Source organism: Nonomuraea sp. NPDC049400, assembly GCF_044466425.1.
Taxonomy (GTDB): Bacteria; Actinomycetota; Actinomycetes; order Streptosporangiales; family Streptosporangiaceae; genus Nonomuraea.
Genome location: NZ_JBITMP010000023.1, coordinates 116,443 through 141,331, shown reverse-complemented (window position 1 = coordinate 141,331; position 24,889 = coordinate 116,443). Strand labels below are relative to the sequence as shown.

22 protein-coding genes, 1 tRNA gene and 1 pseudogene are annotated in these 24,889 nt (G+C 66.1%); 11 read left to right on the top strand and 13 right to left on the bottom strand.

Features of this window, described 5'->3' with window-relative positions; genetic code table 11:
- Nucleotides 1-19: 19 nt before the first annotated feature.
- The 4 genes from ACIBVN_RS32430 (at nt 20) to ACIBVN_RS32415 (ending at nt 3,106) form a co-directional block, all read left to right on the top strand.
- The gene (locus ACIBVN_RS32430) at nt 20-535 is read left to right on the top strand and encodes a winged helix-turn-helix transcriptional regulator (protein ID WP_397142897.1); all 516 of its coding nucleotides are present in this window, start codon (nt 20-22) and stop codon (nt 533-535) included.
- Nucleotides 536-748: 213 nt separating this feature from the next.
- Complete coding sequence (locus ACIBVN_RS32425) at nt 749-1,096, top strand: hypothetical protein (RefSeq protein WP_397142895.1); 348 nt, start codon at nt 749-751, stop codon at nt 1,094-1,096.
- Between the two features lie 12 nt (nt 1,097-1,108).
- Entirely contained in the window at nt 1,109-1,951 is an 843-nt protein-coding gene (locus ACIBVN_RS32420; protein ID WP_397142893.1) for a universal stress protein, read from the top strand.
- Nucleotides 1,952-2,059: 108 nt separating this feature from the next.
- A complete protein-coding gene (locus tag ACIBVN_RS32415; protein ID WP_397142891.1) occupies nt 2,060-3,106 on the top strand; it encodes a cellulose binding domain-containing protein in 1,047 nt (348 codons plus the stop codon).
- A 24-nt stretch (nt 3,107-3,130) separates the two neighbouring features.
- On the opposite strand, the gene ACIBVN_RS32410 is transcribed toward ACIBVN_RS32415, so the two are convergent.
- The 3 genes from ACIBVN_RS32410 to ACIBVN_RS32400 form a co-directional block, all read right to left on the bottom strand.
- Entirely contained in the window at nt 3,131-3,793 is a 663-nt protein-coding gene (locus ACIBVN_RS32410; RefSeq protein WP_397142889.1) for an AIM24 family protein, read from the bottom strand.
- 78 nt (nt 3,794-3,871) lie between these two features.
- A complete protein-coding gene (locus tag ACIBVN_RS32405; RefSeq protein WP_397142887.1) occupies nt 3,872-4,507 on the bottom strand; it encodes a hypothetical protein in 636 nt (211 codons plus the stop codon).
- Nucleotides 4,508-4,521: 14 nt separating this feature from the next.
- Complete coding sequence (locus tag ACIBVN_RS32400; protein WP_397142885.1) at nt 4,522-4,908, bottom strand: response regulator transcription factor; 387 nt, start codon at nt 4,906-4,908, stop codon at nt 4,522-4,524.
- Between the two features lie 116 nt (nt 4,909-5,024).
- Here ACIBVN_RS32400 and ACIBVN_RS32395 point away from each other — a divergent pair.
- The 3 genes from ACIBVN_RS32395 (at nt 5,025) to ACIBVN_RS32385 (ending at nt 5,932) form a co-directional block, all read left to right on the top strand.
- Nucleotides 5,025-5,096, top strand: a tRNA-Arg gene (locus tag ACIBVN_RS32395).
- Nucleotides 5,097-5,204: 108 nt separating this feature from the next.
- Complete coding sequence (locus tag ACIBVN_RS32390) at nt 5,205-5,702, top strand: GntR family transcriptional regulator (protein ID WP_397142883.1); 498 nt, start codon at nt 5,205-5,207, stop codon at nt 5,700-5,702.
- Nucleotides 5,663-5,932, top strand: coding sequence for a hypothetical protein (locus ACIBVN_RS32385; protein ID WP_397142951.1), 270 nt, complete (start codon nt 5,663-5,665; stop codon nt 5,930-5,932). Before ACIBVN_RS32390 ends, ACIBVN_RS32385 begins: the two co-directional genes overlap by 40 nt.
- A 27-nt stretch (nt 5,933-5,959) precedes the next feature.
- On the opposite strand, the gene ACIBVN_RS32380 is transcribed toward ACIBVN_RS32385, so the two are convergent.
- The 9 genes and pseudogenes from ACIBVN_RS32380 to ACIBVN_RS32340 all read right to left on the bottom strand — a co-directional run bounded on the left by ACIBVN_RS32380 (nt 5,960) and on the right by ACIBVN_RS32340 (nt 19,381).
- The gene (locus tag ACIBVN_RS32380) at nt 5,960-6,640 is read right to left on the bottom strand and encodes a hypothetical protein (protein WP_397142881.1); all 681 of its coding nucleotides are present in this window, start codon (nt 6,638-6,640) and stop codon (nt 5,960-5,962) included.
- Nucleotides 6,641-6,714: 74 nt separating this feature from the next.
- Nucleotides 6,715-11,931: a LamG-like jellyroll fold domain-containing protein gene (locus tag ACIBVN_RS32375; protein WP_397142879.1), complete on the bottom strand. Its 5,217-nt coding sequence runs from the start codon at nt 11,929-11,931 to the stop codon at nt 6,715-6,717.
- Nucleotides 11,932-12,188: 257 nt separating this feature from the next.
- Nucleotides 12,189-12,689 carry a hypothetical protein gene (locus tag ACIBVN_RS32370; RefSeq protein WP_397142877.1) on the bottom strand — a complete coding sequence of 167 codons (501 nt, stop codon included), beginning with the start codon at nt 12,687-12,689 and terminating at the stop codon, nt 12,189-12,191.
- A gap of 215 nt (nt 12,690-12,904) precedes the next feature.
- Nucleotides 12,905-14,130: pseudogene (locus ACIBVN_RS32365) on the bottom strand (IS110 family transposase).
- Between the two features lie 585 nt (nt 14,131-14,715).
- The gene (locus ACIBVN_RS32360) at nt 14,716-15,195 is read right to left on the bottom strand and encodes a YbhB/YbcL family Raf kinase inhibitor-like protein (protein ID WP_397142875.1); all 480 of its coding nucleotides are present in this window, start codon (nt 15,193-15,195) and stop codon (nt 14,716-14,718) included.
- A 397-nt stretch (nt 15,196-15,592) separates the two neighbouring features.
- Nucleotides 15,593-16,576 (bottom strand): PhzF family phenazine biosynthesis isomerase, encoded by a 984-nt coding sequence (locus ACIBVN_RS32355; protein ID WP_397142873.1) that lies wholly within the window; start codon nt 16,574-16,576, stop codon nt 15,593-15,595.
- A gap of 56 nt (nt 16,577-16,632) precedes the next feature.
- Nucleotides 16,633-16,968 carry a RidA family protein gene (locus ACIBVN_RS32350; protein ID WP_397142871.1) on the bottom strand — a complete coding sequence of 112 codons (336 nt, stop codon included), beginning with the start codon at nt 16,966-16,968 and terminating at the stop codon, nt 16,633-16,635.
- A 32-nt stretch (nt 16,969-17,000) separates the two neighbouring features.
- Nucleotides 17,001-18,515 carry a leucyl aminopeptidase gene (locus ACIBVN_RS32345; protein ID WP_397142869.1) on the bottom strand — a complete coding sequence of 505 codons (1,515 nt, stop codon included), beginning with the start codon at nt 18,513-18,515 and terminating at the stop codon, nt 17,001-17,003.
- A complete protein-coding gene (locus ACIBVN_RS32340; protein WP_397142867.1) occupies nt 18,512-19,381 on the bottom strand; it encodes a DMT family transporter in 870 nt (289 codons plus the stop codon). The genes ACIBVN_RS32345 and ACIBVN_RS32340 overlap by 4 nt, the downstream gene beginning before the upstream one ends.
- Nucleotides 19,382-19,571: 190 nt before the next feature.
- Between ACIBVN_RS32340 and ACIBVN_RS32335 the strand changes: the two genes are divergently transcribed.
- Complete coding sequence (locus tag ACIBVN_RS32335; RefSeq protein WP_397142865.1) at nt 19,572-20,459, top strand: LysR family transcriptional regulator; 888 nt, start codon at nt 19,572-19,574, stop codon at nt 20,457-20,459.
- An 840-nt stretch (nt 20,460-21,299) separates the two neighbouring features.
- Here the strand turns inward: ACIBVN_RS32335 and ACIBVN_RS32330 are convergent.
- Nucleotides 21,300-21,653: a hypothetical protein gene (locus tag ACIBVN_RS32330; RefSeq protein ID WP_397142863.1), complete on the bottom strand. Its 354-nt coding sequence runs from the start codon at nt 21,651-21,653 to the stop codon at nt 21,300-21,302.
- Nucleotides 21,654-22,381: 728 nt separating this feature from the next.
- On the opposite strand from ACIBVN_RS32330, the gene ACIBVN_RS32325 reads away from it, so the two are divergent.
- From ACIBVN_RS32325 to ACIBVN_RS32315, 3 genes are all read left to right on the top strand, one after another.
- Nucleotides 22,382-23,527: a hypothetical protein gene (locus ACIBVN_RS32325; RefSeq protein ID WP_397142861.1), complete on the top strand. Its 1,146-nt coding sequence runs from the start codon at nt 22,382-22,384 to the stop codon at nt 23,525-23,527.
- Between the two features lie 168 nt (nt 23,528-23,695).
- The gene (locus ACIBVN_RS32320; protein WP_397142859.1) at nt 23,696-24,265 is read left to right on the top strand and encodes a hypothetical protein; all 570 of its coding nucleotides are present in this window, start codon (nt 23,696-23,698) and stop codon (nt 24,263-24,265) included.
- 55 nt (nt 24,266-24,320) lie between these two features.
- On the top strand, nt 24,321-24,887 hold the full coding sequence (locus ACIBVN_RS32315) for a hypothetical protein (protein WP_397142857.1): 567 nt from the start codon (nt 24,321-24,323) through the stop codon (nt 24,885-24,887).
- The last annotated feature ends 2 nt before the right edge of the window (nt 24,888-24,889 follow it).

Here is a 24,889-nt window from a genome sequence, read left to right as displayed (position 1 = left end):
ATGAACTAAAGTGGACTCCATGGCGCTCGGCAAGAACTACGACGGCCAGGACTGCTCGCTGGCCAAGGCTCTGGAGGTGATCGGCGAGCGGTGGACGCTCCTCGTGGTCCGCGACGCCATGTACGGCGTGCGCCGCTACGGCGACTTCCTCGCCCACCTCGACATCCCCCGAGCGGTGCTCTCCCAGCGGCTCACCGCCCTCGTCGAGGCCGGCGTCCTCGCCAAGCGCCGCTACCAGGACACCCCGCCGCGCGACGAGTACGTCCTGACCCCCATGGGCCGCGAGCTCTGGATCCCCATGCTGACCTTGGCGCAGTGGGGCGAGCGGCATCTCAGCGACCGCGGTCCGCGCCGCCTGTTCCACCACGTGACCTGCGACACCAGGCTCGAGTTGGCGCACTGCCCGGCCTGCGGCCGCCACGTCCCGCTGGACGAGGTGGAGGTACGGCCGGGCCCCGGCCTCGAGGGCAACAGGAACGACGCGGTCAGCCGCGCCCTCGAGTCGCCCCACCGGATGCTGGCCCCCATCCCCTGACCACGCGGCGAGGATGGCAAAGCTACTCCCTTGATCATCCAATGGTCGGTCAAAGGATGACCGGGGCGGTCGACGCCTGGCGGTCTTCTCGCTGTCGCGCCTTCTCCCGATAAGCCAGCCTGGTCCCGGGGAGCCGGGCGGGCCTCCGCCCGGGATGACGTCCGCCGAGGTTTGACGAGCAGCCTCGGCGGTATGGTCCCCATCAGGGGAACTATGAAAAAGATCGCAGCTGTCGCAGGACTCGTGGTCTTGGCCACGTCCAGCGTGACCGCCGCCTTCGCGGACGGTACAGGCCAGCAAGAAGTGAGTCAGCAGCAGTACGACACCCTCATCTCCCAGTGCCGTTACGCCAACACCGGTAAGGCAAGATGCCGGTCGGCGGTCAGGGAGATATACCGCGTGGGCAGGATCAACAACAAGCTCGACTGCCGCACCTACTCCGGCGTGACCGTCTGCGGCACGCTCAAACTCAGCCGGGCAGAGCAGCAGTGCCTCCGCGACTCCACGGCCAGGGGACTGTTGTTCCGCCGCGCGGAGGTGGAGTGCTACGCGTTCGCCTAAGGAGCTAGTTCCATGATCATCGTGGGCGTCGACGGCTCGCGCACGGGGCTGGACGCCGCCGGCTGGGCCGCCACGGAAGCGGCGCTGCGTCGCGCGCCGCTGACCGTGGCGCACGCCGTTCCGAAGTGGGTGTGCGAGGAGACCCACGGCCGCTACGCCGAGGTGGGCCGGTGGATGCGCGAGGGCGCGAAGACGGTGCTCATCTCGGCGCGGGACAGGGCGCTCCGCGAGCGGCCCGAGATCACCGTCGAGACCCTCCTGCTGCCGGGCGACCCCCGATCCGCCCTGGTCAAAGCCGCGGAAGAAGCCGAGCTGCTGGTTGTCGGCAGCCGGGGGATCGGCGGCATGCGCGGGCTGCTGGTGGGCTCCGTCGCGTACGGGGTGGCCGCGCACGCGGTCACGGACGTGGTCCTGGTACGCGAGCGCCCTTCGAGGCCGCAGGGCGAGGTCGTGGTCGGGGTCGACGGCTCACCAGGAGTCCGGCCGGCGATCGACTTCGCCTTCGCCGAGTCCGCATTGCGCGGTGCGCGGCTCCGCGCCGTACACGCGTGGGCCTGGCCGCATCCGAGCGGTTTCGAGCCCGCCGACCCCGACAGCGAGCGGGACGCGCTGCGGGAAATGAACGAGTTGCTGGCCGCGTACCGGGATCGGCATCCCGGGGTTGACGTGGTGACGGAGGTCGTACACGGCCATCCCGTCGAGGTGCTGAGGGAGGCGGCGAAGGGGTCGGACCTGCTGGTGGTCGGCTCGCACGGGCACAGCCAGCTTGCCGGGATGCTCATGGGCTCGATCAGCCAGGCCATGCTCCACCACGCGCCCTGCCCGCTGGTGGTGGTCCGCCGGGGGCAGGCCTGAAAGTTACACGGCGTCTTCACAGGTCATCGGCCTGTGCGTACCGAGTCGCCTTTCCCGTCGTAGGAGCGCTTCTTACGATCTGCGCAGGCTACGACGGGAGAGCAGACGATGCGCAGGACCAGCACTTTGCTGGCGGCGATGCTGGCATTGGCCGCGGCGGTGTTATTCGCGATGACCACGCAGGCCAGCGGCGCCGCCGCCACCAGGATCATGCCCCTGGGTGACTCGATCACCGGATCCCCCGGCTGCTGGCGGGCCCTGCTCTGGAACCGGCTCCAGAGCACCGGCCACACCAACATCGACTTCGTCGGCACGCTCCCCACGCAGGGCTGCGGCGTCTCGCACGACGGCGACAACGAGGGCCACGGCGGCTATCTTGCCACCAACATCGCCAACCAGAACCAGCTGCCCGGCTGGCTCTCCGCGACCAAACCCGACATCGTCCTGATGCACCTCGGCACGAACGACGTGTGGAGCAACATCGCGCCGGCGACGATCCTCAGCGCGTTCACGACGCTCGTCAACCAGATGCGGGCCAGCAACCCCAACATGAAGATCATCGTCGCCAAGATCATTCCCATGACCCCGTCCAACTGCGCCGACTGCGGCCAGCGCGCCGTGAACTTCAACAACGCCATCCCAGCCTGGGCCGCCGCGACCACCACCCAGCAGTCGCCGATCACGGTGGTCGACCAGTGGACGGGATTCAGCACGAGCGCGGACACCTACGACGGCGTGCACCCGAACGCCGCGGGTGACCAGAAGATGTCCGACAAGTGGTACCCGGCCCTGGTGAGCGCCCTGCCGGGCACCTCCACGCCGACGGTCACGCCTACCGTCACGCCAACCGTTCCAGGGGGCGGTTGCACGGCCACGTACAAGATCGCCAACCAGTGGCAGAACGGCTTCCAGGGCGAGGTCACCGTCAAGAACGCCGGCGCCGCGGCCCTGAGCGGGTGGACGGTGCAGTGGACGTTCGCGAACGGGCAGCAGATCAGTCAGCTCTGGAACGGCACGCTGAGCACGAGCGGCTCTTCGGTGACCGTGCGCAATGTGGGCTGGAACGGCTCGCTGACGCCCGGGGCGTCGACGACGTTCGGCTTCATCGCCTCCTGGAGCGGCACGAACGCTGCTCCCACGCCGACCTGCTCCTGACCTCCGCCGGGCCGCGCGGGGCGCTCATTGGCCGGTGACGATGGGCGCCCCTTCGCTGGCCTGCACCAGCACGAATCCCTGCCCGTTGAACGTCAGCTGCATGGCCTCCCCGCTGCCGCGCCCGATCAGCGCCCCCGCCTTCATCGTCCGGTTTACGCCGACGTGCAGCCCGGTGCTCCAGCACACCGCGGACTGGCCGTCGGCGTACGTGGGCATGCGGGCGGCGTCGAGCAGCACCGGCGTGCCGTGCGTGGTCACCGCCACCCACCCGGTCCCGGTGACCGTCGTGTTGAACAGCCCGCCCGCCGCGATCCCGGCGCCCTGCACGCGCTGGATGTCCCAGGTGAGCTGCGGCTGGAACGCCAGCAGGTTGCGCCCGTTGACGGTGATCCCCTCGTTCTCCAGATAGAACAGGTGAATGTCGTCGGCATTGTCGGCGAGGTAGAGCAGCCCTTCGCCGCGCACGCGCATGAGCGCCGCGCCCTCGCCCGTCATGGCCTTCTTGAGCAGCTTGCCGACGCCTCCGCCTTCGTAGTCGAAGTCCATCCGCCCCTGGAAGGCGACCATGGAGCCCTGCTTGGCCAGGACTTCGTGCGGCAGCTGAACTCTTAGCATCTTGCCGTTCTGGAGGGCGAACCCCGGGGGCAGCGACTGGGAGTCGAGATTGCCGAAAACAGAGCTGCGCACGTTAGACCTTTCTGCGTTCAGACCAGCGGTACGGCCAGCGTACGCAAAGAATTCGGCAGCAGCGCGTCAAAAAATCCGCTACAGCTGTGCCCGCGCCTCTTCGATCGTCCGCATCACGCCTGCGGCGCCACTGGCCCCGGCAAGCTCACCGGCCTCCTCCAGCACCGCCACGGCGTCATCACGCCGACCTTCCGCAACGGCGATGTAGGCCAGCCCCACCAGATTAGCCGCCACACCGGCCGGGAACCCGATCTCTCTGCGCAGCCGTACGGACTCCTCCAGCCGCTCCCGCGCCGCCTGCAACCGCCCGGCGACGTGCTCGGCGATGCCGGGGTGGCGCAGGACGTACGAGAGCGTCAGCTTGTCGCCGGCCCGGGTCGCGAGCTCGTGGGAGCGCTCGAGAACCGCCCGCGCGGCCTCATGGTCGCGCCGGACGACCTGATGGAAGACCCCCACCCAGAACAGCGCCTCGCCCTCACCCCGTACGTCGCCGACCAGCCGATAGAGCTCCGCTGCCCGCTCGAACAGGGCCATCTCTTCCGCGTCCTCGCCTTGTCCGTCGAGAAACCGCGCGTGGGCGACGCGACCGCGAGCCAGCGCCAGATCGGCCTCCAGACCGTTCAACTCCCGGTCGGCGACCTCCAGCCCGCCCACGTCACCGCCGAAAACGGCGCGCTCGTACAACACCTTGGCCCGCTCAAGCCGCGCATCCACACCCACCACCCACCTCAGCCCTGCCCGCCGGCCGCCAGATCCCGCACGACCTGAATCAGCTCAGCCGGATCAAACGGCTTGGTCAGATAGGCGTCCACCCCGATCCCCAGCCCCCGCCTCCTGTCGTCGTCCTGCGCCCGGGCTGTGATCAACACGACCTTGATATGGCTGGTGGCCTCCTCGGTGCGCAACTTCTCCGCCGTCGCCCATCCATCCAGGCACGGCATCATCACGTCCAGCGTGATCACATCCGGCATGACGTCGAGCACGCGATCAAGGCAGTCCTGCCCATCGGTGGCGGTCGCGACCTCGAACCCCTCCAGGTTCAGATTGACCGCGATGAGCTGACGGATGACCTCGTCGTCGTCGACGACCAGTACTTTCCCAAGAACCTCGCCCACGGCCGCAAAGTTAACCTGTGGCAGGGCCGCCACGTGCGGTTTTCGCGGGATGCGTACAAGGAGCTTTATCCTGTGCCGAGTGGTGTCGCGATGCTGATAGCCTTATCACTCGTTGAGCCCCCTTAGCTCAGGGGATAGAGCACCGGCCTCCGGAGCCGGGTGCGCAGGTTCGAATCCTGCAGGGGGCACTCGATCTTGACCAGCGGTTTGGGCCGCTGAGCAGGGCGAACATCGTACGAACGGGCGGGCCTCCAGTCTCACGGAGTCCCGCCCGTTCTCGTTGAAGCTCGTAGGTTGTGGGCCAGGAAAGAGCTTCTGACCAAGCCTCGAACGGCGAGGCGGCGCTGCCCTCCGTGCCAGGGTTCGCGGCCGACCTCGGCATTTCGCGCTCCACCGTCTCCGAGGCGCTGAAAGTGCTTGTGTCCGAAGGTCTCGCCGTCGCACGATCTGGGGCCGGCACGTTCGTTCGGCTGCCTCGGGAGCCGCAACGCCTCATCCGTGCGTGGTATCGAGCGGCGCCGTACGGTTCGCCGTTCATGCAGGACATGGAACGGCAGGGCCGCGAGGCCGGTTGGACCTACGAGTCACAGACGGTTCAGGCTCCGTCAGAGATCCGCGAGCGCCTGGGCCTCGGTGAGCCCACGGCCGATGTGGAAGACGTCGTTCGAACTGACTATGTCTTCTCGGCCGATGGGGAGCCGGTCATGCTCTCGACCAGTTGGGAACGCTTGCGGTCACGCGTGGGACGCCAGTCGTGCTGCCGGAGGATGGCATGCTGGCCGGACGCGGAGTAGCCGAGCGCATGCTGAGTATCGGCATGCCTGTTGACGACTGGGTGGAAGAAGTCGGGGCGCGACTTGGGACGGCTGAGGAATGCGAGCGGCTACGGCATGTGCCAGGCTCGATCATGGTTACGATCCAGCGCACCTACTACGCGGGAGAGACGCAGGTGGAGACGGCTGACATCGTGGTACCGGCCGCCCGGTTCACGCTTGTCTACAGCGGCAAGATGGGGCGGGTCTGACCAGCGGATCCCAAAGCGCGCTATCGTTCAACCTTCCCTGGAGAAATTGAGAAATTCCGGCACGGGCATCGGCGGTTCCGGCAGGCGGCCGCTCAGAAAGAAGTTGCGGCCTGGGATGGCAGACCTCACGATATTTTCATGGAGTTCGGCCTGCACGAATCTCTCCAAGGCTGAAAGGCACGCATACCGCCAGTGGGCCACGGTGGTGGAACCGCCGGCGCCGTATCCGATTGTCTGGCCCGCCGGGCTCCACACGGGGATCGTCTCGTAGTCAAAGCGAGCTCCGGCGAGGTAGGGGTCGAGAGCCGAGGTGTCGTAGCCGAGCCGCTGCTGCTGGTGGTTCGAAGGGTCGAGCGCGGACAGCAGGCGGCCGTCTGCGGCGAGCGCGAGAAGGTTATGCCATCCAGGAAACGCCGGACTAATGCCTCGGTCATGCCAGCAGGTGGTCATGACTGAGTGTCCGGCGGTCGCCAGGGCAGCCAACGTCTGGGGCTTAGCGCATCGGGTTCCGTAGCCGAGCTGGCAGACGAGGATACCGTCCCCCCATTCAGAAATCATTGCGTCTTCAGGAGGGTTATTGCTGTTGAGGCGCGGGTCGTCGCTAGAGCTGGGCTCACTTTCCGCACCGATGACCCGACGGACCGACTCCATGTCGTGGCCTTTTACCGCGGTGAGGCAGATTAAGTCGATCCAGGTAATGTCGAACATCGACTGTAGATCCTTGTCGTTGTACTTTGCGTGGAAGCCGACGGGAAGGGAGGATAATCCCTTCCCGTCGCGCGTCACTTATCTACGGGGTTATTGTTTGTGGTGATCATAACCCAGAATGGAGATCCATCCATAATCCGGTAGCGCCAATAGAACCAGTTCAGGCTGGTTCCGGCGGACTCGTTCGCCGAATGGAATACATATCTGACCGAGTAGTTGTCCGACAGCGGCTGCCGCGTTTTCCATTTACGACCACCGCCTTCCCAGGTGGAGTTGAACGGATACTCGTCGCATTCGTGTGCTACATAGAAGGTGAGCGTGTTGCAGCCCTTTTGTATCTGAGTCGTGGTATCGGCTCGTAAGGCTGCGTCGGTGGTTCGGTGCAACGGTTGGCCTTGGCCACTATCACGAGGCGCCGTAAAATTGCCCGGCACGACCTTGTTGCTGATTGCGGGTGCAGTGCCCGGGGCCGCTGGGTTGTAGTAGGCGTCCTTGATGTGCCGTGCGACCGCCCCATGCGCAACGCTGGTCGTCTCGTATTGCAGGATCCTGCTGGCCTTCTGGAAGACGCAACCACCTACGTAGTTGAAGTTTGCCTGTTCCGTGTCACAAGCGATTTGCATCGGATCGTTGAACTGGTCGAAGTCTTCGTCGCCGAGTGGAGATGCGACCTCGATGAACGGGCTGATAGTGCATGTCCCCAAATAATTCGGGCCTATGCTTCCTTTATTGGATTGAATTATGAAGTGTGCATACTTGTCGCTTTCCCAGCCAGGCAGTGACGACTGCCTTTCGGCCGTGGACATGGGCTGGCACTGTGAGCTAGAAGGGGATCCGGCGAGCTTGACGTAGGTGCGAATCGTTGCGTTCTGTGTGTTCCCCACGGTACGCATGCGGTTGATCTTCATCCACACGTCGATGTCGCGGCTCTTGCGGTTGGGGTCGTCCCATGCCTCGTCGTTGTTCTTCCGCCCGATACGCGTGTTGATGACCGTTGACCCGCGGAATTGCGTCCAGCCGACTGGGGATTTTACATACTTACTCGCAGTGGGATCCCAGACTTTGGCATAGAAGGTGACGCCGTACCAATGGGTGTAACACCACGTGAAGGTCAGCGCGACGTCCTTCCATACGTAGCGGCCATCCGGCAGCCTGTCGCTCTCGCACTCCTCCGCGGTGAGGTGATCCACCGTGAACTCCGGCGGCTCTGTGGTCGCTGCGGAGGCGTCGGCTCCACGCGTCGCCTGTTCTTGCGGGGACTCGCTCAAAGCGAGATTGTGCCAGGTCGACCAGGTGCCGTTTATGCTCCCAGCCATAACTCGGGCTCGCCATCTCACCGTCTCGCCGTTCCGCAACTTGCCCTTGGGTACCTGTAGCGTTACCTGGGAATCGCCGGGCTTGGCAGTGGCCTGGCTGGACCAGATCAGCCGCTTGTCCGTGGTTGCTTTGTCCGTCTTAACGGATTTGGTGGGCTTGCGGGCGATTTCCATTTCCACCTTCGCTTCGCCGTCGCGCCCGGCAGACAGCCAGGTAGTCAGGCGGGGGGTGAGGGTGGAGGTGACGGTAGCGCCATCCACGGTGTGACTGTCGTTGACCGCGAGCTTCTGAATCTCGAGAGCGGAGCTCTTCTGCAGCCGCGGCGCTGCCGCACCCGATGCCGCCGCGCCGACAGGGGTGTTCATGTCGGTCTGGATCTCGGTCGCGGTCTGGACGCGGTTGTAGATGCGGACCTCGTCGATCAGCCCGCTGAAGAACTCGCCCCAGGCGGTGTTCCCGCCGATCCGGAGCGCGCCGCCGTCGTCGACGAGCTCGCCAGAGACGGACTCCTGCGCAACCTGGATACCGTTAACGTACAGGCGAGTCAAGCTGCCGTCGTAGGTGACCGCCAGATGGCTCCACTGATCCAGCGGCAGTGGGCTGGGACCTTCAGCTCCGCCGTCCTCGTAGTCGGCAGTTTGGAACCAACCCGCCGGGGTGTCTGTTCCTTTGGAGGCGTAGAGGCCGTAGGAGCCGCCCTCGCTGTAGTCCTTCATGAGCACGGTGCTCCAGCCCCGCGCCGTGGGCTGCACCCAGGCCGAGAGCGTCACTGCGTTCGTCAAGCGCAGCGACGGGGCGTGCGGGACGCTGACCCAGCTGGAGGAGCCGTTGAACGACAGCGCCTTGCCGTGCTTACCGGTTGTCCAGCTGGTGTCGGTGGCTGCTCCGGTGTTGTTCTGCCCGGAGGAGTCGCCGACGGTGGTGCCTGTGCCTTCTTCCATGCCGTAGGCCGCCACCAGCCCGGGCACCGGGTTGGGCGTGGGATCTGGGGTGGGGGTTGGTGTTGGGGTGGGCGTGGGATCGGGTCCCGGTGTGGTGGAGCCGACGGGGGTGTTCATGTCGGCTTGGATCTGGTCTGTGGTCTGGGCGCGGTTGTAGACGCGCACCTCGTCGATCAGGCCGCTGAAGTACTCGCCCCAGATCTTGTTGCCGCCGATCCGCAGCGGGCTGCCGTCGTTGTAGAGGTTGCCGCTCAGGGCGGTCTGGGCGATCTGCTGGCCGTTGACGAACAACCGCAGGGCAGCACTGTCGTAGGTCAGTGCCAGGTGGCTCCAGGTGTTCACCGGCAATGGTGAGATTCCAGTGACAGTCGAATGGCTCGCAGGATCGGTTTGCACCCAGCCGGATGGAGCCGAGCTGCCGTTGGCCGCGTACATGGTGTAGGAGACGCCTCCGGCGCTCAGTTCCTTGGCCACCACGCTGCTCCAGTTGGCTACTGTGGCCGGATTTACCCAGGCGGAGAGCGTCATCCCGGTGGTCAAACGTAGCGACGCGGCGTCCTGGACGGTGATCCAGCTGGAGGAGCCGTTGAACGACAGCGCCTTGCCGTACTTGCCGTTGGCCCAAGTGGTGCTGCTCCCCGTCCCGGCGTTGTTCTGCCCGGATGAGTCGGCCACGCTCGTTCCCGAGCCTTCGTTCATGCCGTACGCCGCTACCAGCCCGGGCGTTGGAGGCGGCGCCCCCGCGCCTGTGGTGAACGACCAGGTGAAGGGCGCCATCACGTTGCCTGTGGCGTCCTTGGCGTTGGCGACCTCGACCTGGTAGGTGGTCTGGGCGGTGAGCTTGGAGGGTGTGAAGACCCACTCGGCGTAGCCGCCGAGAGGGTCCAGCGTGCCCTGCATGGGTGCGTTCGCAGGGTCCTTGACGGTGACTTGCACACCGGTCACTGCTTCGCTGAACGTCACCTTCACCGTAGTATCCGCAGGCACGTCCGCGGCGTCTTGTGCTGGGACGATCCCGGTCACGGCCGGAGGGTTGGTGTCGGTCCCGCCACCGGTGGTGAACGACCAGGAGTAGGGCGTCATTACGTTGCCTGCCCCGTCCTTGGCCCCGGAGACTTCGGCGGTATAGACGCTTCCGGTGGCCAGTGGGGCGCTCGGAGCGAAGGTCAGTATGACGTTCTCCGTATCGATGCTCGCGTTTCCGGCCACTTTGGCGCCCTGGGCGTCTTTCACCACTATGGCTGCATCGCTCACCGTCTCGCTGAAGTACGCCGCTATCTGGACGTTCGTCGGGACGTCCGTGGCATTTGCTGGCGGAGTCGTTATCCCCACCCTGGGAGCCGTGGTGTCCGGATCAGGCTGGGGGTTGTCGTCGGGAAGGTCGTCCGCTTTCACGTACGTGGGTACGGAACTGCGGGTCTCGGCGAGGGTTTGGAGTTGCTCGTAGGTCACCGGTGAGGGATCTGGACCGTCAGGGTGTGTCTGCGCCCGCATTGCCACGGCCTGCTCGTACGTGGGCGGTTCGGTGAGTTCTGGTCCTTCGTAGGAGTAGTAGACGGCTTCCGTCTCCGTCGGTGCTGGCGTGTACTTAATGATGAGGACGGGGCCGCGGGGGGTGAAGGGGTAGGTGTCGTAGCCGCCGTATTCGTCGGAGCGGTAGTAGCGCCAGTTCTGCGCGACGGTTTCGGTGGGTGAGATGAGCCGGACGCCTTCGTCTGGTTCGCCGTTCATCCAGGCTTGGACCATCTGCTCGATGGAGTAGTACAGCTCGCCTTCGCCTTCGGGGCAGGGGATTTGTGAGCTGTAGGCAGCCCTGTTGCCGACCTGTCCGCTGATGGTCACCGACGGCTGGTTGTCCCAGGTGATCGTGTCCACCGTCCAGGGGGTGGTGATGCGATGGGCGACGATGCCGGCGCTGGCCTCATCGTCGCAGGTGTGGGAGTTGTAGTTGTGCAGGCGCAGGTCGCCGTTCTCGACGGTGCCGCCTTCCAGCGGTGTGCCGTGGATGTTGAATCGGATGTAGCTGCGGTGAGTCTGGGTGCCGCTGTGCGAGCGGCCGGCCAGCAGCCACTGCAGCGTGGCGTTGTCGCGCCCACTGGGCCGGACGTTGCTGACGTGGGTGTCGCCGGCGATGCCGGTCCCCACCCAGTCCTCCGAGGCGGCGGTGACCGTCACTGGGTAGGTGACGGCGGGATCGGCCAGGAAGTCGGATGGCGCGGTCAGGACCAGGCTGTCGCCGTCGACCGCGGTGCTCGCCTTGCCGACGAGGCCCTGGTCGGGGCTGGACATGGCGGCGGCGTCCAATATCGTCGCGGACGACAGGTCGGTGACCTCTTTGCCCTTGGCGTCCAGCACGCCGGGGGTCTTGTCGGCGCCCTTGCCAAGCTTCAGACCCTTGGGCAGGCGCATCGGCACCCGCAGCTTGAGCTCCTTGGCCGGCCGCTGGCGGATCACCACATCGTTCCGGAAGCCGCTCGGGGTGACGGTCACCACCAGGTCGGCGCCCGGGCCGTAGGCGTCGGGGTAGGTGGCAGTGTTGTCCTTGACCACCGGCTTGGGCAGCGTGGCGGGGGCGGCAAGGGACGCCTTGCCCTTGTCGTCGGTGTAGGTGACTGCGTTGGTGCCGCCGCCGGCCGACAGTGTCAGGTCGCCCAGGCTCGCCTTGGGCTGCAGGACGCCGTCCTTTTCGATCAGCCTGGTGTCGATCGGCTGCCAGGCGCCGTCCTTCTTGACCCGGATTGGGGTGCTGGACAGCTCGGCCTGCAGCGTCTTGCCATCCGGGTTGGCGAAGTAGGTGCCCGTTTCCGAGCGCAGCGCTTCGATCTCGACGCGCTTGTTGTCCTTCTTGGCCTGGGTGAGTGCGACGCTCGTCGGCGTGCTGGGGACAGTCTGCGGGGTGGCGGGAGATGGCGTGGGGCCCTGGGCGATCGCCGGTGCTGTCATCAGCGAGATGGGCAGCGCCAGAGCAGCGATCAGGGCAGCGCGGCGGCGCGTCCGGCTGGATAAGCCGGACGCTGGTTGGCGTGTGTTCACTCACAACCTTTCGAACGTGTGTGGCAAAACGAAGTGATCATCACATAAGGCCGGACTAAAAGTAAAGATCGTTTTCAGTAACGGGAAAGGGATGATCCGTGACGAAGGTATCAACGTGGGAGATACCCTTCGCCGAAGGCGGTCCTGCGGGCGTGACCTTTACATGCTGGATGACGCAGAAGTTTCGGCGTTATCTGTCGCCTGGCGATGGATGCCAGGCTGTCGGTTCCGGATTGCCCTGGCCGACCAGATCGAGCTCATGAGAGCTTTGCGTTCACCGCGTGTGCGTCGTAGTGGTCCAGCTCGGTGAGGATTTTCAGCACTTCCCGCCACACGGCGTGGGGCTGGCCGTGGTCGCCGGAAGCGTCATAGGTGTCTTCGAGATTGCTGAGGCTCGCCGCCTGCTCGCTCCGGTCCTCCAGCTCTGCGAACAAACTCGGCTGCGCGGGCGAAGGATGCTCTACGGCCTTGTCGTCCTTGCCGAGGTGCTGGTGGGCGAAGTTGAGGCTGCCGCGGGTGGCGGCTTCGCCGTACTTGTTCCCGACTTTCCGGGCGATGTCCAGGGCGCGGCGGCAGAGCGCGAGTCCTTGCTCGTGATAGCCGATTTCGATGGTCAGCCAGCCGATGTTGTTTAGGGCGTTGCCCTGTCCGGCGGTGTGGCCGACGCCGCTGCAGAGCGCCAGGGCGTCCTGCGCCTGGGCAAGTGTTTCTCTGTGAAATCCTTGGTGGTCGCAGTTAGGCAGCTCCAAGATCTTCATGCTGCGACGATGCGCGACATTCTCTAGGCCGTGAGCTGCGCACTTTGCAGCGCGCGCACCTCTCATCTGCCTGTCATGATCGTGGGCCCATTGTGGGCCGTAATCGACACTGATGATCTAGGGGCTAGCGTTTCTCCAGGTCGCATGCAGCCTAAGGGCACCATCTGCAACCCTCTCCGGAGCCGGGTGCGCAGACATCCGATCTGCGCAAGTTGTCAAGCCATGGCCTTCGATCGTGGTTGGAAGGCGGCATCTTCGTTGTAGGTCACGCCCTTTTGTAGGCAGTGGTGAAGGCAGCCGAGCAGGCGGTTGAAGGTGTTGCGTAGTGCGCTGGAGTGTCGCTCGCCTTCGGCGCGCCGCCGGTCGTAGTGGGCTCGGGGGCCTGGTGCTCGTAGGGATGCGAAGGCCCAGACGTAGCCGGCGGCGGCCAGGCGCTGATTCTTCACTTGCGGTGGTGGACGACCAGGCTTTTGCCGGAGGCGCGGGTGATCGGTGCTGCGCCGGCGTAGGCCTTCAGCGCGCGGGCGTCGGCGAAGCGGTGGCGGTCGTCGCCGAGTTCGGCGAGCACGCGGGCGCCGGTGAGGTCGGCCAGGCCTGGGAAGCTGGTGATGATGGCCGCGTCTGGGTGTTGGTGGAAGGCTTCGTTGGTGGCGTCGGCGAGATCGTCGGCGGCGCGGCATGCTGCATCCAGCTGCAACAGCAAGGCTTGGGCCTGGCGGCCGAGCGCTTGTTCGACCAGTGGGAGCTGGCGAAGGTGTTCTTCACCGAATAGCGCCTGCAGCCGCTCAGCCCAGGTGGCGATGTTGCGTTGCCGGCCCGAGGCGCGCAGCAGGGCGTGCAATCTGCGGGCGGTGAGCTTGGCGGCCGCGGTGGGCGTGGGCGCCGCCTGCAGGATGGTGCGGGCTTCGCGGGTGGTCAGGCCGATGTTCTTGATGTGGAAGGCCTGCAATGCCGCGGGGAAGTATTCGCGCAGCAGGGATCGCAGCTGGTTGGCCAGCTGCTGACGGCTCCAGACGGCGTCTTGTTGTGCCCGGGCCAGCACGGCGATCGCCTGGACCAGCTCGGAGTCCTGGGGCAGCGGCCGGTGGCAGGCCGCGTCCACGCGCAGGATGTTGGCCAAGGTCATGGCGTCGGCGTGGTCGGACTTGGCGCGGGCGACGGTGTGGCGTTCGCGGTAACGGGCCACGGCCAGCGGGTTGATCGCATACACCTTGCGCCCGGTGGCCCGCAGGCAGGACACCAGCAGCCCACGCCCGGTTTCGATCGCGACAGGGATCGGGTGGTCGGGACGGTCGCCGTGCTCGGCCAGCAACTCGACCAGGACCCGCCAGCCGTGGGCATCGTCGCTGATGCGCCGCTTGGCCACCAGCTTGCCGCTTTCATCGACCAGGGCGACGTCGTGGTGCGTTTCGCTCCAGTCGATTCCGCATGTCACCGTCACCGGAGCCTCCTTCGTTCGTCATTGGCCCAAGTGAGCCGCGCAGGGGCACGCCACGCCTTAATGAGAGAGCTCGACGGCTCGACATCCGATCAGCAGTTCGTGGCCCCAGCCCGCCGCAGGCCCGCGTTCTGCGCAAGGGCTCGAGCGCCCGGGTAGATACGAGCGGTGTCTCCTGCGGCTGGCTCACGCCACGATCGTGACGAAAAGAAGCGGTCTGGCGGGTGGCGGCCGAGAGGGAGCGAGGTGCACGGCCTTAGCACAGGACTCCAGGTCCGGTATCAACTCAGGCATTGGCTCGGTCCCCGTCGACCGCTACCCGCCAGACCCTCGCCCCATGCGCACGGCCTGCGGTCAGGAGTCAAGCTCCGATTCGAATCTAGGCATCTGGAGCGAGCGCCCGAGTCGGCGAAACTCGGGGTCGTACGGAGTCATTAGGTTCGAATCCTGCAGGGGGCACCATCGCAACAACCAGGTTAGATACCGTCTGACCTGGCTTTTTGCTTGTTCCTGCGGCCACGTGACCTTGCCATCCTGAGACGCAGGCGGGATCTCGTCGTTTCAGGGGTTTCGAATCGGTCGCGATCCTCAACGCTTGGCGGTCGCGGTGATGCGGGCGTAGCCGATGACGTGGGCGGACAGGGCGAAGGAGGCCAGGGCAGGGGTGGCATTCTGCGGGACGCCCGCGTCGGCCACGTCCAGCGCCAGGACGGTCAGCTCGTAGCGGTGCGGGCGGTCGCCCGCGGGCGGGCACGGGCCCAGGTAGCCGGCCGCGCCGGTGTCGTTGGTCCCGGTGGTGACGTCCTTGGGGATCGAAGTGGCGGAGGCCGGGATGTCGCGGACCGTCCAGTGCCAGAAACCGCTGCCGGTCGGGGCGTCCCGGTCGAACATGGTCACCGCGAAGCTCTTGGTCCCGGCCGGGGCGCCCGACCACGTCAGCGTGGGGGCGGTGTTCTGGCCGGTGCAGCCGAAGCCGCTGGAGTAGGCCCCAGCGGGGAACCTGCCTGCGGCCAGGTCGGGGCTTTCCACGTGGAACCTGGCGGCGTGGGCGGGGATGCCGGCGCGCACCTTGTGGTAGCCGAAGCCGGGCGCCCCGGCGGTGGCCGCGGGGGCGGTCCCGGCAGCGGCGTCCTCTGGCTCGTCCGCAACCGGAACTCCTCAACGCGGCGCAAATAACGCGGTCATCCGCGCGATCGCCTCGGGTGAGGGGTGGAACACCGGCGCAGGTTCTCTGGCTTTTGCGGCGGGACCTGGCCATCAGCACCAGCAGGCTCGCCCCACCGTCGGCATCAGGACCTGGGCCGCGGGCGCTGATGATCTTGCCGGGCCAGGACGGCGGTGGGTGTGATCCCCGGGTGCGTCTCTCCCTTGACGGTTGGCCTCGCACCTGTCCAAGCCGCTTGCTCGATCTTCTTGTCGTCGGCCCACAGCGGCCATGTCCAACGAGCGTCGAACTCCTTCGGGATCACTCCGCGGAAGTCCGGGCCGGCACAGTGGTCCGGGCGCCATGGTCGCCAGCCGTGCCTGCAGCCCCCTTGGCTTGCGGATGGGAACTGCTCAGCTCAGCCCGGAATGCCGTTGCCGCGTCGCCGACGATGGACACCAGAAGTCTCCCGCCGTGCTGGGTTTCGACATGAACGCGAACATCGCCGGGCCGTCCCATCGCTTCCCCCTGTCTCCCGGTGAAGGTGAGCCGTCCGTCCAGTGTCGGGACGATGCCGTGTCGCACTAGATACGCGCCGAGCGGGCCGTGCCCATTGCCGGTTACCGGGTCCTCGGTGATGCCGATCGCGGGTGCGAACATCCGCGACCAAGTGAGCAGGCCGGTGTCACCGGTGGCGCGGGTGAAGACGAAGAAGCCGTTGCTACCCACTTCATGGCTGAGCGACGTCAACGCTGCGGGATCCGGCTTCAAGGCGTCTACCGCGGCGCGGTCACGCAGTTCCACCAACACTTTGGAGTGACCGGTCGAAACGACCTGGACGGGACCGTTGTCGGCGAGGTCGCCTGCGCCGGCGCCAAGACCGCGCAGCAGCCTGTCCACCTGGTGGCGGTCCAGTTCGGGGCCGAAGTCGGCCACGCCCTGGTGCATCCCGATCCGCACCCGGTCGCCGTCTCGGTGAACTTCCACCCGCTGGAGCAACCCCGTGCCGGTCTTCTGCACCAATGAGCACGACGGCAGGTCATATTCGACGGCTCGGGCGAAGTGTGCCCCCACGGTGGCGTGCCCACAAGTCGGAACCTCTGTCGTCGGGGTGAAGAAGCGGACCCGCACATCATGGTCAGAACCATCCGGGGGCAACACGAAGGCCGTCTCAGAGTTGTTGAGCTCGCGTGCGACCGCAAGCATCTCGGCGTCCGTCATGCCCTGTGCCTCCAGCACCACACCGGCCGCATTGCCGGTGAACGGAGTAAGGGTGAAGGCATCGACCTGGTAGAGAATCCTCATGGCCGCCCTTTCGATCGGGAGTCATCATCGTGTTCGCCAGGAGACAGCGTCTGCTGCTACGCGAAGCCGTGGTGCAACCCGCCGACTTGAAGCACGGTCCGCGCTGGGAGATGGTCGCCGAACACCTCGGCGAAGACGGTGTCGACCGCGTCCCAGTCAGAGATGTCCGTCAGGTAGAGGTTGACCTTGGCAATGGACTCGAGACTGCCGCCGTAGGATTCGACGATCGACAAGACATTCGACAATGCCTGTCGTGCCTGCCGCGGAACGGAGGAGTCGGCGGAGATGCCGCTGCCCACCGGAAGCTGCGCGGACACCCAGATGGTGCCGTCCGGCGTGACCGTGGCCAGTGAGTAGTGGCCGAAGGGTGCGGCGGAGTCAGGAAGGGTCATACGGGTCTTCGGCCCCTATTCGTCGTGGATTGTCATCTGTCGGCCGGGTTGCGGTCGCCCGCGATGTCCTCCGCCAGCTGAACCAGGGTTCTCACCGCGGATCCGGTACCGCCCTCGGGGATGTAGCCGTAGGGAGCGCCCTCATGGAAGGCCGGTCCGGCGATGTCCAGGTGAGCCCAGTCGGTGCCGTCTGGCACGAACTCCCTGAGGAACAGGCCGGCGACCAGGCCGGCCCCCATCCGGACGCCGGTGTTGGCGATGTCGGCCACCCGGGAGTCCAGGCTCTTGCGCAGGTGGGCGGGCAGCGGCAGCGGCCAAGCCTGCTCGCCGGCCCGCCTGGCGGCGTCGAGGACCCGGTCACGGAAGTCGTCGTTGTTGGACATCACGCCGAAGATGCGGTCGCCCAGTGCGATTCTCATGGCCGCGGTCAGGGTGGCCACGTCCACGATGGCGTCAGGCTTCTCCTCGCCCGCGCGCACCAGGGCGTCGGCGAGCACCACCCGTCCCTCGGCGTCTGTATTGAGCACCTCGACGGTCTTGCCGCCGTACATCCGCAGCACGTCACCGGGGCGAATGGCGGACCCGGACGGCATGTTCTCGGCCAGTGCCAGCCAGCCGGTGACGTTGATCCGCAAGCCGAGCCGGGACACCGCCGCCACGGCTGCGAACACGGCGGCAGCGCCGGACATGTCACGTTTCATGATCTCGTTGGAGCCGACCGGCTTCAACGAGATGCCGCCCGAGTCGTAGGTGATGCCCTTGCCCACGAAGGCCAGGTTGGTCCTCGCCTCCGGATGGGTGTAGGCGATCTTCACCAGCCGGGGTGGGTTGGCCGACCCCTGGCCGACACCGAGGATGCCGCCGAATGAACCTTCCGTGAGCGTCTTGTCGTCGAGGACGTCGACCTTGAGCCGGTACTCCTCACCGACGGCCCGCACAATGGCGGCGAAGCTCTCTGGGGACAGGTCGTTCGCCGGCATGTTGACGAGGTCCCGGCAACGGTTCAGCTCCTGGCCGATCACAGTGGCGCGTTCTGCCGCGACCTTGGCGATCGTGTGGCCCCGGTGATGGGTGAGGATTGCCAGCTCACCGACAGGGCCCTTGGCGTTGCCGGATGTGCGGTACGCGGTGAAGGCGTACGCGCCGAGCAAACCGCCCAAGGCCACCGCGTCCGCGGCTTCGGCGGTCTCGACAGGAAGGGCCAGGGCGGCCTTCCTCATGCCGGCCAAGCTCCGGGCGGCCACGCCTGCGGCCTCGCGCAGTGTCTCGGCATCGTACGCGCCGCTGTTGACAGCGTCGCCAAGGCCGACCGCGACGACCACGCCGGCCTCGACGCCGTCGGGCGACGGCAGCTTGACCACTTCGCCCCGAGCACCGGTCACGCCGAGCATGCCGAGGATCTCGGCCAACGTACTGGCGAACGCCTTGGCCACCGCCTCTGCGCCGGGTGCCGGCACCGGCCCGTGGGGGCCTTTGGCGACACCGATCACGATGGCTTCCGCTCGCAGCGACACCGCCGGGGAGATGCTCACTGTCACTGTCGTCACCGAAGGACATCCTCTTCTTTCGTAGTACGCGAGGTTTCGAGGGCCGGTTTCCGACGACGCGTCATACCGACACCGATGAGTACGACGGCCATTCCTACGGCGACCCGGACACTGAAACCCTCGCCGAGCACGATGGCTCCCAGTACCACTGAGACCACCGGCAGCAGGTAGCCGACTGTCGCGGCATTGGTCGCGCCCTCGTCCGCGATGATCCGGAACGTAAGGTGGAAGGTGATTCCAGTGGCGAAGATCCCCAGGATGATGACGGCGATCAAGCCCCGCGGCTCGGCCTGGACCGGCGCAAGGCCACCGGCCGGCAAGGTCAGCGCCGTCAGCGCCGCCGCCGCGAAGAGTTGAGCCGTGGAGAGGGAGATCGTGGCGGCACCCTTCCCAACGAGGTTTCGTCCCATGTAGACGAAGGCGATGGCATAGCTGGCCGCCGCGGCGACGATGGCGAACGCTCCCCAGCCGACAGAGCCGGCATGCTGCCATGGAGCGAAGATCACCACGACTCCCGCGAACCCGAGAAGCAGTCCGCCCAGGCGGACCGGGTCGACTGCGCGTTCGGTGCCGATGACGATCCCGATCAGGAGTGACCACAGCGGAGTCGTCGCGTTCAGCACGCCGGCCACCCCGGAGTCAACGCTCTGCTCACCGATGCTGAAGAGGAAGAAGGGCAAGGCGTTGCAGAAGAAGGCGGCGACGAAGAGGCGTCCCCAGATCTCGCGTCCACGAGGGAGACGCTGACGCGCACCAAGGCACAACGCCATCAAGGTGAGCGCCCCGAGTACGCAGCGAGCGAAGGTGAGCTGTGCAGGAGATAGCGCGGTCAGGGCCAATTGATCCAGAGGAATGTCGACCCCCACAGCAGGGCCAGTACGCCCAGACGGGCCCATGCCCAGGTTCTGCCGGCAATGCCGTTCACGCTTGCGCTCCTCGATTCGAGTCGTCTCGTGGACGCGTGCCGTCGCTGATCGCTGCCGTCACCTGCTCAGTCTCGGTAAACTCCAGAGATGAAGCAAATAAATCAAGCTCATCTGTTTATGAGGTAAATGCATGAGCGTGACCCTGCGCCAGCTGGAGGTGTTCACGGCCGTGATCGACCACGATGGCTTCGGTGCGGCAGCCGACCACCTCCGGATGAGCCAGTCAGCCGTCTCCCATACACTCGCCGCGCTCGAACGCGCCACCGGAGCCCCGCTCGTGCGCCGTTCCCCCGCCATCACCACAACCGTGCTCGGCGAGGCCCTCCTCCCACACGCCCGCAGCGTGCTCGCGGCGGCACGCGCGCTGGAAGCCGCCATCGAGACCCACAACGAAAGGGACGCCACCGGCCTCGTTCGGGTGGCAGCGTCACCGACCGTCTCCCACCGGCTCATTCCCGAACTGTTCGCCCTGTGGCGTACGGAGATCCCCGGGGTCGACATCCGGCTCTTCGAAGGCAGCGACGCCGAGCTCGAGGAATGGCTGACGACCGGAGCCGTCGACGCCGCCGTGCTCATCGACCCCGACCCGATCCCCACGGGCGGTCTGCTGCTGGCCAGCGACGACTTCCGGGCCGTGCTCCGACGAGATCACCCCCTGGCTGCCAGCGGGCGCATCGAACTCGACGACCTTCTGGCGGATCCGCTCCTGGTGACCTCCAGCGGCTGCGAGCCCCAGATCAAGCAGCTGCACGCCATGACAGGCGCCCGCTACGCCCCCGCGCAGAGGGTCCATGAGATCAGCACCGTCCTCGCCATGGTCGAAGCGCACCTCGGCGTCGCGATCATGCCTTCACTGGCCGCCACCATGCTCCCCGACACCCTCATGATGGTCGAGCTCGAACCGAGACTCGGCCGTCGGCTCGTGTTCACAGGCCCCACGGACCGGCCTTGGCATCCCCACGTCACACGGATGCGAGACATCGCGCAGAAGCCCACCAGGAGTCGCCGCGAGGCCTAGCGGAAAATCCGGACCCACGCAGTTGGTCCGGATGTTCGGGAAGCTGTCCGAGGAACGGACCGGTCGAATCGACCCCAGCGGGGACTGCGAGAAAATTGCACCGCAATCGCCTTGCCCGATGGCAATCGGCCATCCGGGCCACGGTTCTCCTGCGCCCACCACCATGCCACCTGATGCAGGTGGCGAGCCCGTTCAACCGCGAGGTGTCCGGGTGGAGGTCCTGTAACGTGTGGCGGATCAGCGGTTCCTTCCTGCCGAGCGTAGTCTCCGCCCGGCCCGGGGCTCGCCCATTAGCTTCAGGTCGATCCCCGAGTATCCCAGTCGGGCGGCTGTGCGAACGTCGGCGGAGTCAGAGAGGGAGTCGCGGGGTTGTGTCGGCACGGACCCGGAGGATCTCCCGGAGGACCGCCACACCGGAACTCGCCAGGGCCACCTCCCCACTCACCCTGACCCTGAGCCTGCTGACGCTGCTGACGGCCCCCTGGCCGGCAACTGCGGGATCGTGATGTCGTTCGCCCTGATGGGACTCAAGCGCTCGATCTGGAATCTGGGCTCGGTAAGCACGGGATACGGCCTGCTCGCCTTGACGATGACCCCTGCGGGGGCGGCATGGGGACTGACGGGCTGGTGGATTGCGCTGACGCGTGGGTGGGTACCGCATTGCAGCCCCTTACGGAAATAGTGCCTTAACCGAGATTCAGCCGCGGGCAAGCAGAAATCGCCATGAGAACCAAGTCTGTCGGCAGGTGAAGGCGAACAAGGGTGCGCCGCACGTGTACGGCCCGACGTTGAACAGCCCGCCGGCGTGCATCTCTGGCGGGCTGTTCAACGTTGCCGGTATCAGTAATCGTGGCAGGGAAGGCCCTGCGATTCATAGCCGCCGCCGGGCTTGTGATACCAGAGTTGGGCGCAGAGCCGCTTACCGGCGACCTCCGATTTCCTGCCCTTCAGGAATTCCCTGGTGCCGCCGTTGTAGTAGTAGTCACCGGTCCCGCCGTACCGCGCCCCGGTCGCCGCGTACCAGATGTCTATGTGGTAAGTACCACTGACTCCGGCGACTTGCTGGACGGAGACCCGAGCGGTGCCCGCCGGGTCGGTATTCACGCCGATCCACATGTTGCCGTTTCTGCCGGCCGATGCGGGTGACGCGACAACGGCCGTGACGATGCCGGCGAAGAGAACGCTGAGTGTCACACCCATTAGGCGCCGACGGACAGGGCGACGGTCTCTCGTTCTTGTTTCCAAGGGAACCTCCGTGGGTTGTCCGAATGGTGGTGCGATGATGCCGGGCTGCTCACGATGCTTCAGCATTCGACTACAGCGATCCAGGGCAGTGACGGGTCATTTGGCGGACATTCAAAATGTCCCAACGGGCTCGTCGGGTTCGGTGCATCGGGTATTCCCTGAGCGGGATTTGTCTTCCACAAGGCGGACGGCTGGTGGTGTGAGCTCGAGACGCGCGGGGGAGCTCGACCTGTCCGACATCGGCTCGTCACCGCCTGCACATACGGCTTCGCGAGCTGGTCCAGGCTGAAAGAACACCTCGGTGTCGACGACGCGTGAATGCTGACCTCGTAGCAGTGATCACTCGAAACGCGAGTCGTACAGGCCAACCTGGAGCCGCTGAGATAGCGCGCCGCTGGAAGGCGCTTATCTTCTGCTAATCGGTGAGCTTTCCCATGTGCTGGTCCTGCCGCCACGCTCCGCGGGCGCCGGCTCGGCAGGGCCGCCGAGGGTGCTTCGACGTCGTCTTTCCGCAGACGGGATGGCCAGAAGGTGTCTCACGCGCGAATCCTTCACGTCCAGGACGTGAACCTTTCTCCAAGCGGAGGACTGCAGGTCGACTCTCACCTTCATCGCCGATGCGGAGCACTAGTATGTTGATCGTTTTGCCACGCCCCTTCGCGCGAAAGTGACGCAGCATGGCCCGCGAACCTGTCCCCTCCCAACCATGGTCCGGCTGGTCAGGAGAACCGGAGCTGTCCCGCTCGTGGCCGTCCGTCCAAGACATCGACGTCGACCGCACGAAGCTGAAGAAGATCGGCCTGGAGATGCAGGACGACGCCGGCATGACCCTGAAGCAGGGCGAGGCCCTGTACGGCCAAGACGTCCGCGATGGCTGGAAGCTGCCTGTTGTCCTCCCGGAGCAGTTCGATGCGCTGCGGAACCTGGTCAACTGGGAGCCCGGGGACTTCACGATGAACCACTGGTTGTTCGGTAACACCGCGAACTTCCTGCAATGGGATTCTTTGGTGCGGCTGGACTACAACCTCATGGGCTTGGGGGAAGCGATCAGGGACACAGCCGTCGTCGTCTACCGCAACTACTCCAACATCGGCTCCCTCGCCTTGGCCAGCGGTGTCAACTACGACAGAGCGGAAGGGCTGTTCGACTCGTACCGCCCGGCGACGGATTGGCTCACCAACCGGCAGGACGACGGGTATGCGACCTTGTGGACAAAGGAACCCTGGGTCGAGGAGGACGTCTCGCGGCACGACGCGCCGGCTGTCAAGTTCTACCTGGACAGTGGCGACTGGAACGCGATGAGCCAGCGGGGCACGCTCTGCTCCGACCTCGCCAGCCTGTTTGTCGGCTTCCAGCAGACCGTCGAGGACCGCGCCCGGCAGTTCTCGGACGCCTGGCCGGGACGGACGTCGGAGTACGCGCACGCGTACCTGCGTGTGATGCATGCGGACGCGCGTGTCCTCGCCTACGCCTGCGGAGCCACCGGCCAGGCATTGTCCTGGCTCTCCGGCAGGCTGATGCAATACCAGGCGGAGTTCGAGAGCACTGTCAAGCTCGGCGACCTGGAGATCGACGACGACCTGCCCAACTGGATGTGGCCCTCGGGGGGCGGGGCCCACGACCGGGCCCGCGACTACCTCCGCGAGGTGAACCGGTCTGTCGCCGTTGCGCACGAGATGCTCCCGGACGGGCTGGACCGCGTGTCTAATGGAGGCGTCGATGCCAGCCCGGCAGTGAGCTGGTACCAGGACGGGAAACTCCAGGACGGCTACTGGGGGGAGCTGGAGGCCGAGCTACGCTCGATCACCCCTCTCGCCTCATAGGTGACATGCCCTCTCGCCCGCGGGGCACGGGGAGGCATTCGGGGAGCCGGGGGCAGGCGGGGCAGGATCTCCGCGGCGCAGGCCGTCGCAACCGAGGCACAAGTGGATCACCAGTGGGCTCTGTGATGCTCCGCGGGTAAGCGAAAACGCGTCGCAGGAGACACACACATGAGGAAGAAGGCGTTATCCACCGCGGCAGCCGCCCTGACCGCACTGGCGGCCGTGACCGTGGCAGCTCCCGCACCCGCGTCCGCCGCGGCCGTGACGATCAACGTCGAGCGCGCCCACGCCGAGACGGTGCGCGAGTGGATCGACCCGTTCACCTGTCCGACGAACACGGTGCTCACCGGCCGCTCGCACTACGGCGACGAAAACGCCCCCACCACCTACTACTGCAGCTTCATCTTCATCAACGGCGAGCAGGCCCAGGTGTATCTGGGCGACTGGACCTCCCGCCAGAAGGAGAGCAGGTCCGACTACAGCGCCCCCGACCACCACGCGGTCGCCGGCAGGTGGCACGAAGGCGACGAGAACGGCTACACGAGGTACCGCACCGCCACCATCTACTGGCGGGGCCAGCGGGTGCTGTTGGCCAACGGGGACATCAGCGGTGCGTACAGGGAGAGCAGCCATACCTGGCACGCGGACGAGAACAAGGTCATGACCGGTCGTCTGCACAACGGGGACGAGAACGGCAATACCTGGTACCGGTTCGCCACCGTGACCTTCGCGGGCTGATCCCGCCGACCGCCGCCGCCTCGCGCGTGATCGCACTTCGAAAGGAACCGAAGACATGAGAACGTACGGCAAGGCCCTGTCCGTCGTCGCCGTGGCCGCCGCCCTGTCGGCCACCACCATGGCCTCTCCTGCCTCGGCGGAGGTGACGATCAAGATGGAACGCGTCTACACCGAGACCGTGCGGGAATCGAGGGGCACCCAGTTCACCTGCCCGCCGAACCAGGTGCTCACCGGCCGCTCGCACTACGGCGACGAGGATGCCCCCACCACCTACTACTGCAGCCGGATTCTGATCAACGGCGAGCAGGTCCAGGTGCACGCCGGAGACTGGACCTCCCCCCAGAGGGAGAGCAGGTCCGACTACAGTGCTCCCGACAACCAGGTGGTCGTCGGCAGATGGCACCAGGACGACGAGAACGGCGACACGAGGTACCGCAGCGCCGCGCTGTACTGGCAGGGACAGCAGGTGCGGCTGAGAGACGGGGACACCAGCGGTGAGTACAAGGAGAGCAGCCACAGCTGGCAGGCAGGGTACGGCAAGGTCATGACCGGTCGTATCCACTACGGGGACGAGAACGGCAAGACCTGGTACCGGTTCGCCACCGTGTCGTTCGAGGGCTGATC

Excerpts from the sequence above, each read along its gene's own strand:
- ACIBVN_RS32430 (WP_397142897.1), top strand. The coding sequence starts at position 20 with ATGGCGCTCGGCAAGAACTACGACGGCCAGGACTGCTCGCTGGCCAAG.
- ACIBVN_RS32425 (WP_397142895.1), top strand. The coding sequence starts at position 749 with ATGAAAAAGATCGCAGCTGTCGCAGGACTCGTGGTCTTGGCCACGTCC.
- ACIBVN_RS32420 (WP_397142893.1), top strand. The coding sequence starts at position 1,109 with ATGATCATCGTGGGCGTCGACGGCTCGCGCACGGGGCTGGACGCCGCC.
- ACIBVN_RS32415 (WP_397142891.1), top strand. The coding sequence starts at position 2,060 with ATGCGCAGGACCAGCACTTTGCTGGCGGCGATGCTGGCATTGGCCGCG.
- ACIBVN_RS32380 (WP_397142881.1), bottom strand. The coding sequence starts at position 6,640 with ATGTTCGACATTACCTGGATCGACTTAATCTGCCTCACCGCGGTAAAA.
- ACIBVN_RS32370 (WP_397142877.1), bottom strand. The coding sequence starts at position 12,689 with ATGAAGATCTTGGAGCTGCCTAACTGCGACCACCAAGGATTTCACAGA.
- ACIBVN_RS32355 (WP_397142873.1), bottom strand. The coding sequence starts at position 16,576 with ATGAGGATTCTCTACCAGGTCGATGCCTTCACCCTTACTCCGTTCACC.
- ACIBVN_RS32350 (WP_397142871.1), bottom strand. The coding sequence starts at position 16,968 with ATGACCCTTCCTGACTCCGCCGCACCCTTCGGCCACTACTCACTGGCC.
- ACIBVN_RS32335 (WP_397142865.1), top strand. The coding sequence starts at position 19,572 with ATGAGCGTGACCCTGCGCCAGCTGGAGGTGTTCACGGCCGTGATCGAC.
- ACIBVN_RS32325 (WP_397142861.1), top strand. The coding sequence starts at position 22,382 with ATGGCCCGCGAACCTGTCCCCTCCCAACCATGGTCCGGCTGGTCAGGA.
- ACIBVN_RS32320 (WP_397142859.1), top strand. The coding sequence starts at position 23,696 with ATGAGGAAGAAGGCGTTATCCACCGCGGCAGCCGCCCTGACCGCACTG.
- ACIBVN_RS32315 (WP_397142857.1), top strand. The coding sequence starts at position 24,321 with ATGAGAACGTACGGCAAGGCCCTGTCCGTCGTCGCCGTGGCCGCCGCC.